The organism is Acinetobacter sp. 2JN-4, assembly GCF_003687745.1.
GTDB classification, from domain to species: domain Bacteria; phylum Pseudomonadota; class Gammaproteobacteria; order Pseudomonadales; family Moraxellaceae; genus Acinetobacter; species Acinetobacter halotolerans.
On the sequence record NZ_RDNY01000003.1, the window covers coordinates 329,914 to 346,629 of the forward strand.

Here is a 16,716-nt window from a genome sequence, read left to right on the forward strand (position 1 = left end):
GAGATATTAAAAATGAGTTCTATTGTTATCGTTTCAGGTAGTCGTACCGCGATGGGCGGTTTTCAGGGTAGCTTATCCGCTTTAACAGCTCCTGAGTTGGGTGCTGCTGTGATTCGTGAATCTATTCAACGTGCAGGTATTCGACCTGAACAAGTTGATGAAGTGATTTTTGGTTGTGTATTGAGTGCTGGTATCGGTCAAGGTCCTGCTCGCCAAGCGATGCGTAAAGCTGGTGTTCCTGATCATGTTGGTGCAGTCACGATCAATAAACTATGTGGTTCTGCGATGAAAGCGGTATTAATCGCTTCGGATACACTTAAAGCAGGCAGCGCAAATATCGTGGTTGCGGGCGGTATGGAATCGATGAGCAATGCACCATATATCCTACCTAAAGCACGTGGTGGCTATCGTATGGGACATGGTGAAATCAAAGATCATATGTTCTTGGATGGTTTAGAAGATGCTGAAACGGGTCGTTTGATGGGTTCTTTTGCACAAGATATGGCAAATACCAAAGGCTATAGCCGTGAGCAGATGGATAACTTTGCAATTTCTTCACTGAAAAAAGCACAGACAGCGATCACCGAAGGATATTTCAAAGAAGAAATCGTTGCTGTTGAAGTCAAGACTCGTAAGGGGGGCGAGCTTGTTGATCAAGATGAGCAACCACATAAAGCAAATCTTGAAAAGATCCCAACGTTACGCCCTGCTTTTAGTAAAGACGGTACGATTACCGCAGCAAATGCTAGTTCTATTTCTGACGGTGCTGCAGCTTTGGTGCTCTCGACTGAAGACTATGCACAAGCAAATGGTTTAAATGTTTTGGCTAAAATTGTGGCGACTTCAAGCCACTCACAGCATCCAAGTGAATTTACTGTTGCCCCTATTAGCGCGATTCAAAAAGTGCTTGATCGTGCGGGTTGGTCAGTTGAGGATGTTGATGCATGGGAAATCAATGAAGCATTTGCGATGGTGGCAATGGCACCTATTCATGAGTTGGGTATTGATGAAACCAAAGTCAACATTCATGGTGGTGCTTGCGCTTTAGGTCATCCAATTGGTGCTACAGGTTCACGTATTATTCTTTCATTGATCTATGCATTAAAACGTTTAGGTAAAAAGAAAGGTGTAGCTGCACTGTGTATCGGTGGTGGTGAAGCAACTGCTGTTGCGATTGAAATCTAAATTTCAAAAAATCAAAAATGCATCTCGATCGAGATGCTTTTGTTTTAAATTAATTAAATAATTTGAAATACTTATCCATTTAAGCTAGTAATACTAGAATTATAAATGACTATTTATAAAATTAGATTGAAGCTACTTGGGTAAACTTTTTAACCAACCATAAATATATGGGTCTTTTTTTACTAAACTAGCAATCATTTCAAGGCGTTTTGCTTTATCTAATTTTAACAAAATACTTTTTAGTTCAGCATTTATAGCATTTTCTGGTGCACCTCGGTCACGTGCTTTGCTATACCAATCATGTCCAAGAGTATATTCATGGTTTTCCATGTATATGGCTCCCAATAAAGTACATGGTCGGTAGTCTTGAGAATTAATTTTATGAGCTTTTACGCCACATTCTATTGCTGTATCGACTTTTCTAATATCTCTCTTAACTCCCCCCAATGTAGTGAAATAAGCTGACAATAACTTTTTATTTTTGTTTAGTGATATTTCCGTATTTTCTAAAAACTTTTCAGCCTCTTTACTTGCTTTAGCTTTTCTTAATTGAGCAGAGGCATTAATAGCATGCCAATCTGACTTGCTTGTCTTATATTCATTAATATAAAAATCAGCTTCTATTCGATGAAATTTTATCTTAACTTCACCTGTAAAGAACTGTCGTCCTTCTGAATTCAACCAAATAGCATCTTGTTCTACTAGCCTTTGGTTATTATCTAATAATTCCAATATATTAATTAACTTCGACCTATGCTTATGGACTATGTCATACAAATAAATATCATATTTTTTTATTAGATTCTTTTCTTTTTCCCTCTCTATATATTTAGGGTCAGATTCCAATTTTTTTCTACGTTCGCGTTCAGCTTGTTCTCTAATTTTTCTTTCCTGAACTAATTTTCCTTGTTGTTTTTTTAACTGAATTAGCTCTAATTCTTTGACTTTTTGCAAGTGCAATCTTTCTGCTTCTAAGTGTTCTTGATGCTTTATTCTGTCATTAACAACTTCTTTTTTATATTGATTAAAAGAAATTTTACCTTCAACCAAACTATGTAAAGCATTAAGATTTTGGCGAACTAAATAAGCTCTTTCTGGAAAAGTTAAACTATCGTTCTGTTTCGTTTTTAACTTTTGAATTATTTTATGAAGAATGCTATGTGGGATCACTGAACTTTCAATGTGATCTACACAATAAAAAACAGCATCTTTTTTCATATCATCAAGATATGCTTGATGTTTAACAGCATCTTCAACAGATACTTTACCTCGGTAATTAGAACGGTACGTTTTATTAAAAAATCTACTTCTGCTCATTTTAAAGATTCAAAAATACTATCATTCAATTAAACAACATTTAATTAAAGATAGGTATAAAAATTATGCTCTAAGCGAATAGATTTTAAAAATCCAACTTTAAAATTCAATCAACCTTTTAAAATATTATAGATATAAGTTTGTATTTATAAAGAAGGCACATCAAATTTTCCGATGTGCCTTTAGTATTTGAATAATCATCAAAAAACCAAGTTAAGCATTACCCGATTCAGTTAAATTAGTTTTTACTTCTTCTACCTGTTGTTCTTCATCAAATTTATGACGTTTTAGGCTTAAAATCGCACAGATTGCAATCATCGCTGGAATAGAAATCATCACAAAATTCATGGTGTGCGGTAAGTTTAATGTCAATAACATACCTGTCAAAATAGGTCCCACGATTGCACCAATTCGACCCACACCAGAAGCACAACCGATTCCTGTAGAACGCACGCTTAATGGATAATATTGAGCAACATAGCTATAAAGAAGAATTGAGGTACCAATGGTCGCAGCACCTGCAACAGTCACTAAACCATATAAAACATAGGCTGGTGAATTAAATCCTAAACCAATGAGTGCCGCAACGCCTGCCATAAGCATACTTAGAATTACTGGTTTCAAATGGAATTTATCTGAAAGAATACCACCGCCAATCGAACCAATCATTGCGCCGACATTTAGAGCGAGTAGGAATAAAATACTCTTTCCGAGTGAATACCCTGCTGCAAGCATCAGTTTAGGTAACCAACTGCTTAAGGCATATACCATTAGTAGGCACATAAAGAATAATACCCAAAACATCAGTGTATTAAAGGCACGACCTTGTTGAAATAATCCTTTGACAGAGCTACCTGTTGGAATATTTTCTTCATTTAGCATTAATTTTGTATTACGGGTAATTGCTTGTTCAGGCGAAATTTTTTGAATAATGTTCTGCGCCTGTTCAGTTTTCCCTGTTTTAACCAAAAAAGTTAAAGATTCAGGCAAAAACTTCCACATCACAGGTAATAAAAGCAAAGGAATACCTGCAATCAAAAACATGATTTGCCATCCTTGACTTTCGACCAGATAACTCCCAATCAATGCTGAGAGAATCCCCCCGATCGCATAACCACTAAACATGGTGCCGACTAAGGTACTTCGGATGCGTTTTGGTGCATATTCAGACGTGAGCGCAACTAGATTTGGCATCACTCCACCAATCCCTAATCCTGCCAAAAAGCGTAAAATACCAAACTCAAATGGATTAGAAGCAAAAGCGCCTAAAAAGGTAAAACCGCTGAATAAAGTGACACAAATTAAAATTACATTTTTTCGACCAATTTTGTCTGCCAAAGCACCAAACAGCATTGCCCCAAACATCATGCCGCATAATGCGGTACTGGCCAGCATTCCTGCTTGGACTGAGGTTAGTGACCACTCTTGCATCAATAGTGGCAATACCACGCCATAAATCACAAGGTCATAACCATCAAAAATAATAATCAATAAACACCAAAGCAAAATGCTCCAGTGAAAAGGGGTAAATTTTGCTTGGTCAATTACTGCATTTACATTAACTGTAGATGTTGTCATTCTGCATCTCCTCAATGAGATAATTTTTCCATCATATTTAAAACGGCATAATGCACCTTAAAGAAAAACAATATTATTCAAGGTTTTATTTAAATTAAAAATCATAACTCGCCATCATATTGATACGGCTATCTGCCCCTGAACGACCATCAAATGTTTCTCGCTCGCCATAGACATATTCCATCCCCAAAGTAATCGGCTTGTATGGGTTGTACATGCCGTTAATCCAGCCTTGCCATAGTTCTTTATTTTGAGCTGGGTTATTTTTATGGATACGCGCAAATGCGTTATCGTCTTTGGCTTTCATATAGCCATAACCTAATGTTGAACGGAACTGTGAAGTGAATTGATGGGTAATCCCTGTTGAAATGGAATCAAATTCATTCGTTTGGATGTTGTTTTGATCATCAATGGCATAACTACTATTCGTCCACATCAAGAAACGTCCATCTCCTTTGATGTGGTTATAATCCGCCTTTAAAAAGGTTTTTGGACTGAGCTGATATTTGCCCCCGATGCCAATGCCCCACGCCCATTCATCATCATTGCTGGTTTTCTTCTCAGCCACAAAGCTACGCCCAGATAGCATCGAACCATTTTCAAACTTATGATTTACGCGCCCAACAAATGCGGGCAAACGCATTTTATTTTCAGGATCAGATGTGGCTGTGTATTTTGGATCTTCAACCGATAAGGCAAAGCTGGTATTTGCAGATAAAGAATCGCTATAGCGTACTAACGGAGAGCGTTGTAATGCACCGCCCACATAGGTCGCAGCATCAATCGTTTCAGGATAGTATTCAGGTGCGATAAAGGTAGACCAAGTCTGACCAATCAACCATTTATCCAAAGTAAGATAGGCATGACGAATACGGAACTGATCGCGTGAAGCGCCACCAAAGAAATCCATTTCTAATTTTCCGCCCACATCGCCTGCTGTTGTTGATGTGGTGAAATTGAGTCCTATGCGTGAGACATTGGCAGTTGAATGTAAACGATCTTTTTGTTGTGCTGCTTCCGCTGTACCTTTGAGTGGTACACCACTGATATTGTTGTACATCGTGGATGCGCCTTTCGCTTGATAAGACGCATCGGCACGGATATAACCATATAGACTGACTTCTGCACCAGATTTTAGTTTAGGTGTCAGCGTTTGCTGGGTTACTGGAGTGGCTGCTGTGTTTAGATTGTTTGCTGGCTGTGCCGATGCAGGTTGCTGTACATAATGTTGCAACATTGCTCTTAACTCTTGTACTTCTTGGCGAAGCTGTGCAATTTCGGCACTCTCCGAAGCTGCATGAGCAGATGACATGACTGCCACAATGGACAGCGTCAGCACGCTTTTTTGCACCGTTAGTATGAACTTTTTCATTAAAATAAGTTTCCTTCTTTTTTGATCTTAAATACCGTTTTAAGATCGCTATTTGTTTGCGTTGTATCCTTTGCAGAAACCATGACTGCATCGCATTTTTTGTTTTAAAGCATTAACACATTGATTTATTTGGTTTTCACCTCCTTTAAAATACTGATATTGATAAACTCGCTCTTTTTTTAAGACAAAAATATCTAGCAGCGGCTATAAAAGTCTCTGTTAACCATTTGGTAAAAAATAAGTTTAAATGAGTCCTTTAATATTTATTCCATCATAGATGCAAACCCTTGTTTATGATGCTTGTGCAGAAAACGTTTGACGCCTTTTTTTCTGCGCGATCAATCCTTGATACATTAAAATTTGGCTATAGGAATGCACATCCATAAAGCCTGTGCCATGGAGCAACTGCTGATAGTCAGCGAAGGAAAGCGTAAAAAACTCTTGCGCCATTCGTTCTAACATTTTCTGACATTGCACTTCCGTCAAGCCTTGTGCCAAGCATACATAACGTAATGCTTGAAGCTGCTGAGGGTCTGTACAAGTCATTAAATCGTAGGTGAGCAAGATCCCATCCTCTTTTAAGTGATCATAGATCTCGCTAAAAAAAGTGGGCTTATTTTCATCAGCAATAAAATGAGCAACCAAAATAGAAAGTGCAGCATCAAAATAGGCATGATCAGGTAAAACAGATGTTTCACCATGTACAAATCTTACTTGGGCAGATCGACCTAAATCAGCAACCAGTTTCTGGGCTTTTTCAAGCATGCTTAATGAGGGATCGACTGCTGTAAATTCCCAACTCGGATGCCTTTTGAGTAGATATTCCAGTTCATAGCCTGTGCCACAGCCAACAATTAAGATATGTGCGTGAGGTTTTAACGCTGATTGTAAAATGGCATCCACCTGTTGATGGATGATTTCATAACCTGGAATTAATTTACGGATATGCTGATCATATTCTTCAACGACTTTCGGGCTATTAAAATCTTTTGCCATTTTTGTTTTATCCTTTACTGTTACGACTTTTAAAATGGTGTTTTTTCTCGCTCATGTAAAACATCATTTAGTCGAATACCGTTCCTGTTAAATTAAGCTCAGCACGCATAATTTCTTGTAATTTAAACTTCTGCGCTTTGCCTGACGCCGTCATTGGAAATTCATTAAAGAATTTGACATAACGTGGCACTTTATTATGAGAAATATGTGCTTTACAGAAGCTACGGATACCATCTTCATCGCTCTGATGATGCTCGTGTAGAATGATGCAGGCACATAGCTCCTCACCATAGCGAGTGTCTGGTAAACCAATGACTTGAACATCGCTGATATCAGGATGGGTATACAAAAAATCTTCTATTTCTTTTGGAAATAGATTTTCACCGCCCCGTATCACCACATCTTTTATACGTCCTTTGATTTTGACAAAGCCATCAGCATCCATTTCCGCGATATCACCCGTATGCATCCAGCCAGCAGCATCGATTACTTCACGGGTTTTTTCTTCTTCGCCCCAATAACCTGCCATCACTGAATAACCACGGACACATAATTCGCCTAAAGTTCCCTGAGGAACGATTTGTCCTTCTGGATCGACGATTTTGATTTCAACATGTGGGTGGACATGACCAACAGTGCTAACGCGTTTATCAATGGTGTCACTCACCGAACTTTGTACACTGACGGGAGAAGTTTCTGTCATGCCATAGCAAATGGTGATTTCTGACATATGCATTCGATCAATCACACGTTGCATGATTTCACGTGGGCATGGGCTGCCTGCCATAATGCCAGTACGCAGACTTGATAGATCAAATTCATCAAACTGTTCATGCTCCAGTGTGGCAATGAACATGGTCGGTACGCCGTAGGCAGCTGTGCAACTTTCTTTGTGAATGGTTTTGAGTGTTTCTAATGGATTAAACACTGCAGACGGATACACCATCGTCGATCCATGTGTGATACAGGCTAAATTTCCCATCACCATGCCAAAACAATGAAATAGTGGTACAGAGATGCAGACTTTATCCTGTGGGGTTAAACCAATGCCCTCACCGACAAAATAACCATTATTTAAAATGTTATGGTGGGTGAGCATCGTGCCTTTCGGATTGCCTGTTGTGCCTGATGTAAACTGGATATTAATGGTTTCATCAAATTGCAGTTGTTGCGCGACTAACTGTAATTGTTCGAGCTGTTCTTGTGTCGGTGCGACGATAAGATCACAAAAACGGTGAATTCCTATGTGTTGCTGCTCATCAATTTTGATCACAAATTTTAAGAATGGCAGTCGTTCGGAATGAATGATTTTATCCGTACAGAAGCTGATCTCCGGTGCGATTCTCGTGAGCAGTTCTTGGTAATCTGTGGTTTTGAACTGTGATGCGATGATCAGTCCCTTACATGAGACTTTATTCAACACATATTCGAGTTCATGACTTTTATAGGCTGGATTTAGATTGACTAAAATAATTCCTGCTTTAAAAGCAGCAAACTGAGTGACTGTCCATTCCACACAGTTTGGAGACCAAATCGCTAATCGGTCACCTTTTTTCAAACCAAGTTGAAGCAAACGGCATGCAAATGCATTTACTTCATCGTGCAGTTGTTTATAGGTTAACCGTCTGTTCTGATGCGAACTCACAATCGCCTCTTGCTCAGCATATTGCTGACAAGCTTGGTCAAATTTCTCTCCGATCGTCATCCCCAACAGGGGTTGCGAACTTGGCCCAGAGGCATAGCTTAACTGTACGTGTTGCATTGAATCATTCTCCTTGATTCTTTGTAATTCTCTTCGCTCTAATTGTTGTTACTGCAACTACTCTTCAATCTGCCTATTTTGTAATTTTACGGGTTGTGCATGCTCTACTTTTTCCGTACGGCATCCACACAAAAGTCAGCAATCTGTTTTGAAAAATAGTCCTTGTGTTGCTGATCAAACTTTGTATTTTGAGCTGGGTCTAAAGGCTCGACCACCACAAAAGTCATGGCACCAACCACACACAGTGCCGTGGTATTTAGGTCTTCTAACACAAACTCACCACTTGCATTTCCATCCGCAAGGATTTTAATCACACTCTGTTTAATCAACTGCTTAACCCGAAAACGTTCATGTTCAACCGAAGAGTCAACGGGTTCAAACATAAGTGAATACGCAAGCTGCGGACTGTTCAATGCTCGTTTGACGAAAGTCGCAACGGCCTTGTGCAATTTATGTTCTGCAGTCAGATCACTTTCTGTGATTGCATCAATCACCAAAAGTTCGGTATTGATGGCTTCTGACAAAACTTCAATCAGCACCTGACTTTTATTGTCAAAGTAGCGATAAACCAGACCACTTGAAACGCCTGCTTGCTCAGCAATTGTTTGTATCTGCGCGTCTTTAAAGCCTCCTTCTGAAATTAATTTTCTCGCCGAACTCAAAATCGCCTTACGATTTTGCTCCATTCGCTCTTGCATTAAAGATGATCGTTTATAGCTCATAAATTTTATTCTCTAACAAATAAAGTGAATTGTAAATCATTTTATGAATCTCTATTCACTTTTTTAAAAAATCATTGTATGGTACTTCCTAAGCACCTACAAGAATGCTTATGGAACAACAAATATAACCAATGGGATGAACACAATGAACCTACGTAGCTTGAATTTTGGCCTCGATGAAACACTCATTGCACTACAAGATTCAGTTGCCGCATTTTGTGCAAAAGAAATCGCACCAATTGCTCAACAAGTTGATCAAGACAATATATTCCCTGCTCATCTTTGGAAAAAGTTTGGCGATATGGGTTTATTCGGCTTAACGGTTTCCGAAGAATATGGTGGCACCAATCTTGGCTATCTTGCTCACATCATTGTCATGCAAGAAATTTCTCGCGCTTCAGCAGCCATCGGGCTTTCTTACGGTGCTCATTCTAACTTATGTATCAATCAAATTAACCGTAACGGAAGCGAACAACAAAAACAGAAGTATTTACCTAAGCTAATTTCTGGTGATTTCGTTGGTGCTTTAGCAATGTCTGAGCCAAATGCGGGTTCGGATGTGGTCAGCATGAAATTACGCGCTGAGCAAAAAGGTGATCATTTTGTTTTAAATGGTTCAAAAATGTGGATCACCAATGGCGGTGATGCAGATGTACTCGTGGTCTATGCGAAAACAGATCCTCATGCGGGTGCGAAAGGTATGACAGCCTTTTTAATTGAAAAAGATATGAAAGGTTTTAGTCATGGTCATCATTTAGACAAACTCGGAATGCGTGGTTCTAACACTTATCCGCTGTTTTTTGACAATGTTGAAGTGCCCGTTGAAAACGTACTCGGTGGTGTTGGTAATGGAACAAAAGTCCTGATGAGCGGTTTGGATTATGAACGTGCAGTATTAAGTGCGGGTCCACTCGGGATTATGGATGCGTGTATGGACGTGGTGATTCCATATTTGCATCAACGTGAACAATTTGGACAAGCATTAGGTGAGTTTCAGTTAATGCAAGGCAAGCTAGCAGACATGTACTCGACTTGGTTGGCATGTAAAGCGTTGGTCTATGCAGTAGGTGCCGCTTGTGACAAAGCCGATCATGACCGTAGCTTACGCAAAGATGCCGCAAGTGCCATTCTCTATGCAGCCGAAAAAGCCACATGGATGGCGGGTGAAACGATTCAAAGCTTAGGTGGAAATGGCTATATCAATGAGTTCCCTGCAGGTCGTCTATGGCGTGATGCGAAACTTTATGAAATTGGTGCGGGCACATCTGAAATTCGTCGTATGTTGATCGGCCGTGAATTGTTTAATGAGACCAAATAATAACGATAAATTAGGATGCATCGTATGAATCAATTACAAAGCAAAATTAATGTCAGAAGTGAAGACTTCAAAACCAATCAGCAGGCTATGCAAAGCTTGGTCAATGATTTAACCCAAGTTGCCCAGTCTATCGCTTTAGGTGGTGGAGAAAATGCCCGTCAAAAGCATTTGGCGCGTGGAAAATTACTTCCTCGTGAACGGATTGATCAACTGATCGATGTGGGTACTGCCTTTTTAGAAATCGGACAACTTGCTGCGTACAAGGTTTATGAGGATGACATCCCTGCTGCTGGAGTCATTGCTGGTATTGGACAGGTCAATGGTGTGACGTGCATGATCGTTGCCAATGATGCCACAGTCAAAGGTGGGACTTATTATCCCCTCACTGTCAAAAAGCATTTACGTGCGCAAGAAATTGCTGAGCAGAACCATTTACCTTGTATCTATTTGGTCGATTCAGGTGGTGCATATTTACCTATGCAAGATCAGGTGTTCCCAGATCGTGATCATTTTGGTCGTATTTTTTACAATCAAGCTCGCATGTCCAGCCAAGGTATTGCCCAAATTGCGGTCGTAATGGGGAGCTGTACCGCTGGTGGTGCTTATGTTCCTGCAATGTCAGATGAAACCATCATCGTGCGTAATCAAGGCACGATTTTCTTAGGTGGTCCTCCTCTGGTTAAAGCTGCTACTGGTGAAGTTGTGAGTAGTGAAGATTTGGGTGGTGGTGATGTGCATACCCGTCTTTCAGGTGTTGCGGATCATTTGGCAGAAAACGATGAACATGCAATTGCGATTGCACGGAATATCGTTGCAAATCTCAATAAAAAGCCAAATGACTTAAACAAGCAGATTGATGAGCCACTATTTGATGCCAAAGAGCTATACGGTGTCGTACCAAGTGACGCACGTAAACCATTTGATGTACGTGAAGTGATTGCTCGTATTGTCGATGGTTCCCGTTTTGATGAATTTAAAGCGCGTTTTGGTTCAACCCTAATCACTGGCTTTGCGTCTCTATACGGCATGCCAGTGGGGATTATTGCCAATAATGGGATCTTATTTTCTGAGTCTGCACAAAAAGGTGCGCACTTTATTGAGTTATGTACCCAACGCAACATTCCTTTGCTATTTATTCAAAATATCACAGGCTTTATGGTGGGTCGCCAATATGAAAATGAAGGCATTGCGAAACATGGTGCCAAACTGGTGATGGCAGTTGCAACGGCAAATGTCCCTAAACTGACTTTAATTATTGGTGGTTCATTTGGAGCAGGTAACTATGGTATGTGTGGCCGTGCTTATTCACCACGCTTTTTATGGACATGGCCGAACTCCCGTATTTCTGTGATGGGCGGTGAACAAGCAGCCAGCGTACTTTCAACCTTGAAGCGTGATCAGATTGAGCAAAAAGGCGCAGAATGGTCAGCACAACAAGAAGATGAATTTAAGCAACCGATTCGTGATCAGTACGAACGTCAAGGTCATCCTTACTATGCCTCTGCCCGCCTATGGGATGATGGTGTGATTGATCCTGCTCAAACACGTCAAGTGCTTGGATTGAGCCTTGCAGCAGCCATGAATGCACCGATTCAACCAACCAAATTCGGCGTGTTCCGCATGTAAGAGGTGTTTTATGAGCTATCAATTTTTACAACTGGAACAACACGATCAAGTGGCATTTGTGTGGCTAAATCGACCAGAGCTACACAATGCTTTCAATACAACGGTGATTGAAGAATTACATGCTTGCTTTAAGAGCTTAAATAGTCGTGATGATATTCGAGTGGTGGTTTTGGCTGGGCGTGGCAAAAGCTTTTCTGCAGGTGCAGATCTCAACTGGATGAAACAGGCTGGTCAAGCCTCTTCAGCAGAGAATGAAGCTGATGCGATGAAACTCGCGCAGATGCTTGATGCGCTTGCAACACTCAAACAACCAACGATTGCTCGGGTTCATGGCATCGCCTTCGGCGGTGGTATGGGGCTTGCCTCGGCTTGTGATATTTGTATTGCCAGTACCGATGCGAAATTTGCAACTTCTGAAGTCCGTTTGGGACTTGCACCTTCTACGATTAGCCCTTATGTGATTCGTGCGATTGGAGCAAGACAAGCTTCACGCTATTTCTTAACCGCTGAACGTATCTCAGCACGTGAAGCCAAACAAATTGGCTTGGCACATGAAATTGCGGATGCGGAAGATTTAGATAAAAAGGTTCAAGAGATTATTGATGCATTATTACTTGGTGGTCCACACGCTCAGGCCGCATCGAAACAATTGATTCAAATGGTCAGCAATCAAAGTATGAATGATCACTTGCTTCAGCAGACTGCACAGCATATTGCACAAGTCCGTCAAGGTAGTGAGGCAAAAGCAGGTTTAAATGCCTTTCTAAATAAACAATCTCCTGCATGGATTTCAAATTCCAATAACAACAATTAAGGACGACCAAAATGTTTGAAAAGATTTTAATTGCGAACCGTGGTGAGATTGCTTGTCGCGTGATTCGTACAGCGAAAAAATTAGGTATTGCAACGGTTGCGGTGTATTCAGATGCTGATGCGAATGCACAGCATGTCAAACTTGCCGATGAAGCGATTTATATCGGTCAATCTCCTGCAACGCAAAGTTATTTACAAGCTGACCGTATTATTCAAGCGGCAATTGATACTGGCAGCCAAGCCATTCACCCTGGCTATGGTTTTCTTTCTGAAAATGACCAATTTGCCCTTGCTTGCCAACAACACAATATTTGCTTTATCGGTCCACCAGTCGATGCCATTTTAGCCATGGGCTTAAAAGCAACCTCTAAAGCTTTGATGGAAAAAGCAGGTGTACCTTTAACACCGGGTTATCACGGAACTAACCAAGATGCTGAGTTTTTAAAACAGCAAGCAGATGAGATTGGCTATCCAGTGTTGATCAAAGCCAGTGCTGGTGGTGGTGGTAAAGGGATGAGTTTGGTGGAACGCAGCGAAGATTTCCTACATGCCCTTGCCTCGTGTAAACGTGAAGCCAAATCAAGCTTTGGCAATGATGATGTCCTTATTGAACGTTATGTGATTCAACCACGGCATATTGAAGTGCAAGTATTTGGTGACATGCACGGCAACTATGTACATTTATTTGAACGTGATTGTTCGGTACAACGTCGTCATCAAAAAGTGCTAGAGGAAGCACCTGCTCCACAAATGCCAAGCGATAAACTTGATGCCATGCGTCAAGCTGCAATTGATGCTGCACGTGCGGTAGATTATGTGGGTGCAGGTACGGTGGAGTTTATTGTAGAGCAAGACGGTACTGCCTATTTCATGGAAATGAATACTCGTCTCCAAGTCGAACACCCTGTCACTGAAATGATTACAGGTGAAGATTTAGTAGAATGGCAACTTCGTGTTGCTGATGGTGAACCTTTGCCAAAACTACAGCATGAATTACAAATTCATGGACATGCTTTGGAAGCACGTATCTACGCTGAAGAACCTGAAAAGGGATTTTTACCTGCAATCGGTAAAATTGACTATCTTCGTTACCCAACTCAAAACCAATACGTGCGCGTAGACAGTGGGATTGTTGAAGGCGATGAAATTACCACCTTCTACGATCCAATGATTGCCAAGTTGATTGTATGGGGTAAAAACCGTGAAGCAGCTTTGATTCAAATGCAACATGCACTGAGTCAATTTCATGTCGATGGCTTAGGCAATAACATAGCCTTTCTAGAAAAGATTGTACGCTGTGATTCCTTTAAACAGGCCAAGCTGGATACCAATCTGATTCAACGAGAAGAACAGTTCTTGTTTAGTCCTGCGCATATCAAACCTGAACTGGTAGTGGCAACCGCATTTATCGAGTTTTTAAGTAAACTCGACAACAATCACTCTAGTCAAAAACAACTTTGGCAAGCACAACCGTTGTGGCGTTTAAATGTTGCTTATCAACACAGTATTAAACTGAATTATTTAAATCAAAATATTCAGATAAAGTTCGTCGCGGCTGAACAAGGTTTTAACGCAGAATTTAATGATCAAACTTTCCATATCTCTGGCGAACTCATTGATCAACATAGCGCTTCAATCCAAATCAATGCAACTCAGCAAAGACTCGCATTTAATCGAAGTTCACAAGGCATTACTTTGTTCCATACAGGGCAAAGTTATAAGTTTGATTATATTCGTCAAGACTTTAATCAGGCGGACAGTCAAGCTGAACAAGGACACTTGAAAGCGCCTATGCCGGGTGTAGTGACCCAGCTACTTGTGGGTGCGAATCATACGGTGAAAAAAGACGATATTCTCATGACATTGGAAGCGATGAAAATGGAATATACCATTCGTGCACCGAAAGATGGTGTGATTGTGGATGCTTATTTCCAAGTGGGCGATCAAGTTAAAGTCGGTGATGAACTTGTTGAGTTTCAAGCTGCCGAGGAGGAAGTTGCATGAGTGAATTTGTCAAAATCGTGGAAGTTGGACCGCGTGATGGACTACAAAACGAAAAGCAGCCCTTGACCATAGAACAACGCTTCAATTTCATTAGCGACCTGATTGATGCTGGCTTGAAATCAATTGAAGTGGGTTCTTGCGTTTCGGCTAAATGGGTTCCACAGATGGCGCAAAGCGATGAGTTATATAAACTGCTGCCACAAGGTGCTGACTTAAACTTGAGTTTGCTGACCCCCAATCTCAAAGGCTTTGAAGCAGCGCTCGCAGTTGGCTGTAAAGAAGTTGCGGTATTTACCGCGGCTTCTGATCGTTTTACCCAAAAAAATATTAACTGTTCGATTGATGAAAGTTTAGAACGGTTTTCTGAAATTTTCCAAGCTGCCAAGACACATAATGTTCGTGTCCGTGGTTATGTCTCTTGTATGGTAGATTGCCCTTATGAAGGTGCAATAGATCCTAAACAAGTGCTTAGCGTGGTTAAACGGCTCTATGACATGGGCTGTTATGAGATTTCTTTGGGTGAAACCATTGGTACAGCGACACCAGACCGTGTTCAAAAAGTTTGGCAAGCCTGCTTAGCTGAACTGGATAGCAACGTCTTGGCTGGGCATTTTCATAATACCTATGGCATGGCAATCGCCAATATCTATCAGTCTTTGCAACAAGGTATCCGTATTTTTGATTCGTCTCTTGCTGGGCTTGGTGGTTGTCCCTATGCCAAAGGCGCATCAGGCAATGTCGCCACCGAAGATCTATATTATCTGTTGTCTCATATTGGATATGAAACTGGAATTAATTTAGAGAAATTGATGAGAGCAAGCCAAAATATCAATAAGGCCCTGAATCGGAAAAATTTATCAAGCTATGCCAATACCTATTTGCAGCAACATTGCGCATAAATAAATTTAATTACAGTTGAATCAATGCTCCACAATTAAATGTTGAAGGAGCATTTGAATCTTATTATTTTCTCACTTTTTAATTATGAAGCATTTTATTGGGCGTTTTTATTTCCTGATAAAGACTTAGTCGATATGGGTTAATTGATAAAAATAAGAGGTATCCGCCTCTATTTTTGGGGCAATATGCTGTTCTACCCAGTCTAACCATGCTCGTGTTTTGGCATCAATAAAATGTCGGGATGGTAATAAGGTATAAACGCCAATATCTGGAGAACGCCAATCTGGCAAAATGTGACAAAGTCGCCCCGCACGAACAGCCTCGATTACCGTAAACATGGGTAAAAGCGCGATCCCCATGTCTTGTTGAACCATATCTAACAATAACTCTGGCGTATCTGCAATTAATTGTCCTGTAATATCAATTTGATAAGAGCAACTACTTTTACTGACCAGATGCCATTGTGCTGTGATGGATGGATTCACTAAACGTAAACAGGCATGCTCATGCAAATCATCTGGTGACTGCGGTATACCATGTTTTTTCAAATACGTCGGTGATGCACAGAGCACTGAAAATATAGTACCAATACGACGTGAAACAAATCTTGAATCTGTCAAAGATTCAGTGAGATAAAGACTGACATCAATCCCTTTCGCTAAAAGATCAGGGGCATTTTGAGACGTACGATATTCAACAGTCAGTTCAGGGTAAGTTCTACAAAACTCTGCCATGACTGGTGCAACGTAGTAATGACCAAAACTTGCCATACTCAAGATACGTAATCGACCTTTTGGCTTTGTGGCTGTCCCCGTTGCCTCCGCCTCTGCCTCATCAATCATTGCAATTACTTGTCGACAGCGTTCTGCGTAAGTTGCACCAATATCGGTCAACGCATGCTGTCTGGTAGAGCGTTGCAGTAATTTAATTCCTAAGCGTGTTTCCAACTCACTGATCAAACGTGAGACCTGTGCCGTGGTCAGATCCATCTGCTCAGCTGCTGCGGTAAAACTTCCACTGTCGATCACTTTCAGGAAAGCATGCATTGCATGCAACAGTCCGCCCTCGTGATTTTTGCGCATAACGTAAATATCTTTTCCTAAATTACGCATTGTTGCACCAG

At 40.7% G+C, this 16,716-nt stretch carries 13 protein-coding genes; 6 read left to right on the forward strand and 7 right to left on the reverse strand.

The window, feature by feature from the left end; genetic code table 11:
* Window positions 1–12 precede the first annotated feature (12 nt).
* Complete coding sequence (locus tag EAH57_RS06745) at window positions 13–1,185, forward strand: thiolase family protein (RefSeq protein ID WP_121929370.1); 1,173 nt, start codon at window positions 13–15, stop codon at window positions 1,183–1,185.
* Window positions 1,186–1,317: 132 nt separating this feature from the next.
* On the opposite strand, the gene EAH57_RS06750 is transcribed toward EAH57_RS06745, so the two are convergent.
* The 6 genes from EAH57_RS06750 to EAH57_RS06775 all read right to left on the reverse strand — a co-directional run bounded on the left by EAH57_RS06750 (window position 1,318) and on the right by EAH57_RS06775 (window position 8,932).
* Window positions 1,318–2,502 carry a hypothetical protein gene (locus EAH57_RS06750; protein WP_121929371.1) on the reverse strand — a complete coding sequence of 395 codons (1,185 nt, stop codon included), beginning with the start codon at window positions 2,500–2,502 and terminating at the stop codon, window positions 1,318–1,320.
* Between the two features lie 213 nt (window positions 2,503–2,715).
* Window positions 2,716–4,080: an MFS transporter gene (locus EAH57_RS06755; RefSeq protein WP_121929372.1), complete on the reverse strand. Its 1,365-nt coding sequence runs from the start codon at window positions 4,078–4,080 to the stop codon at window positions 2,716–2,718.
* Between the two features lie 94 nt (window positions 4,081–4,174).
* On the reverse strand, window positions 4,175–5,452 hold the full coding sequence (locus EAH57_RS06760; RefSeq protein ID WP_121929373.1) for a DcaP family trimeric outer membrane transporter: 1,278 nt from the start codon (window positions 5,450–5,452) through the stop codon (window positions 4,175–4,177).
* Window positions 5,453–5,743: 291 nt separating this feature from the next.
* Window positions 5,744–6,448 (reverse strand): class I SAM-dependent methyltransferase, encoded by a 705-nt coding sequence (locus EAH57_RS06765; RefSeq protein ID WP_121929374.1) that lies wholly within the window; start codon window positions 6,446–6,448, stop codon window positions 5,744–5,746.
* A 67-nt stretch (window positions 6,449–6,515) separates the two neighbouring features.
* Window positions 6,516–8,210, reverse strand: a complete 1,695-nt coding sequence (locus EAH57_RS06770; RefSeq protein WP_121929375.1) for an AMP-binding protein — start codon at window positions 8,208–8,210, stop codon at window positions 6,516–6,518.
* 104 nt (window positions 8,211–8,314) lie between these two features.
* A complete protein-coding gene (locus EAH57_RS06775; RefSeq protein WP_005196943.1) occupies window positions 8,315–8,932 on the reverse strand; it encodes a TetR/AcrR family transcriptional regulator in 618 nt (205 codons plus the stop codon).
* Between the two features lie 145 nt (window positions 8,933–9,077).
* On the opposite strand from EAH57_RS06775, the gene EAH57_RS06780 reads away from it, so the two are divergent.
* From EAH57_RS06780 to EAH57_RS06800, 5 genes are read left to right on the forward strand one after another with little or no spacing between them, the layout of a single operon-like run.
* On the forward strand, window positions 9,078–10,250 hold the full coding sequence (locus tag EAH57_RS06780; RefSeq protein ID WP_004671138.1) for an isovaleryl-CoA dehydrogenase: 1,173 nt from the start codon (window positions 9,078–9,080) through the stop codon (window positions 10,248–10,250).
* 24 nt (window positions 10,251–10,274) lie between these two features.
* A complete protein-coding gene (locus EAH57_RS06785) occupies window positions 10,275–11,876 on the forward strand; it encodes a carboxyl transferase domain-containing protein (protein ID WP_121929376.1) in 1,602 nt (533 codons plus the stop codon).
* A 10-nt stretch (window positions 11,877–11,886) separates the two neighbouring features.
* Window positions 11,887–12,690 (forward strand): enoyl-CoA hydratase/isomerase family protein, encoded by an 804-nt coding sequence (locus tag EAH57_RS06790; RefSeq protein WP_121929377.1) that lies wholly within the window; start codon window positions 11,887–11,889, stop codon window positions 12,688–12,690.
* 11 nt (window positions 12,691–12,701) lie between these two features.
* Window positions 12,702–14,693: an acetyl/propionyl/methylcrotonyl-CoA carboxylase subunit alpha gene (locus tag EAH57_RS06795; RefSeq protein WP_121929378.1), complete on the forward strand. Its 1,992-nt coding sequence runs from the start codon at window positions 12,702–12,704 to the stop codon at window positions 14,691–14,693.
* Window positions 14,690–15,592 carry a hydroxymethylglutaryl-CoA lyase gene (locus tag EAH57_RS06800; RefSeq protein WP_121929379.1) on the forward strand — a complete coding sequence of 301 codons (903 nt, stop codon included), beginning with the start codon at window positions 14,690–14,692 and terminating at the stop codon, window positions 15,590–15,592. The genes EAH57_RS06795 and EAH57_RS06800 overlap by 4 nt, the downstream gene beginning before the upstream one ends.
* 126 nt (window positions 15,593–15,718) lie before the next feature.
* Here the strand turns inward: EAH57_RS06800 and EAH57_RS06805 are convergent, their stop codons facing one another.
* Entirely contained in the window at window positions 15,719–16,675 is a 957-nt protein-coding gene (locus tag EAH57_RS06805) for a LysR family transcriptional regulator (RefSeq protein WP_121929438.1), read from the reverse strand.
* Between the last annotated feature and the right edge of the window lie 41 nt (window positions 16,676–16,716).

Bases quoted from the DNA above. Each gene is read 5' to 3' on its own strand.
- EAH57_RS06745 (WP_121929370.1), top strand. From the start codon at position 13: ATGAGTTCTATTGTTATCGTTTCAGGTAGTCGTACCGCGATGGGCGGT.
- EAH57_RS06750 (WP_121929371.1), bottom strand. From the start codon at position 2,502: ATGAGCAGAAGTAGATTTTTTAATAAAACGTACCGTTCTAATTACCGA.
- EAH57_RS06755 (WP_121929372.1), bottom strand. From the start codon at position 4,080: ATGACAACATCTACAGTTAATGTAAATGCAGTAATTGACCAAGCAAAA.
- EAH57_RS06760 (WP_121929373.1), bottom strand. From the start codon at position 5,452: ATGAAAAAGTTCATACTAACGGTGCAAAAAAGCGTGCTGACGCTGTCC.
- EAH57_RS06765 (WP_121929374.1), bottom strand. From the start codon at position 6,448: ATGGCAAAAGATTTTAATAGCCCGAAAGTCGTTGAAGAATATGATCAG.
- EAH57_RS06770 (WP_121929375.1), bottom strand. From the start codon at position 8,210: ATGCAACACGTACAGTTAAGCTATGCCTCTGGGCCAAGTTCGCAACCC.
- EAH57_RS06775 (WP_005196943.1), bottom strand. From the start codon at position 8,932: ATGAGCTATAAACGATCATCTTTAATGCAAGAGCGAATGGAGCAAAAT.
- EAH57_RS06780 (WP_004671138.1), top strand. From the start codon at position 9,078: ATGAACCTACGTAGCTTGAATTTTGGCCTCGATGAAACACTCATTGCA.
- EAH57_RS06785 (WP_121929376.1), top strand. From the start codon at position 10,275: ATGAATCAATTACAAAGCAAAATTAATGTCAGAAGTGAAGACTTCAAA.
- EAH57_RS06790 (WP_121929377.1), top strand. From the start codon at position 11,887: ATGAGCTATCAATTTTTACAACTGGAACAACACGATCAAGTGGCATTT.
- EAH57_RS06795 (WP_121929378.1), top strand. From the start codon at position 12,702: ATGTTTGAAAAGATTTTAATTGCGAACCGTGGTGAGATTGCTTGTCGC.
- EAH57_RS06800 (WP_121929379.1), top strand. From the start codon at position 14,690: ATGAGTGAATTTGTCAAAATCGTGGAAGTTGGACCGCGTGATGGACTA.
- EAH57_RS06805 (WP_121929438.1), bottom strand. From the start codon at position 16,675: ATGCGCAAAAATCACGAGGGCGGACTGTTGCATGCAATGCATGCTTTC.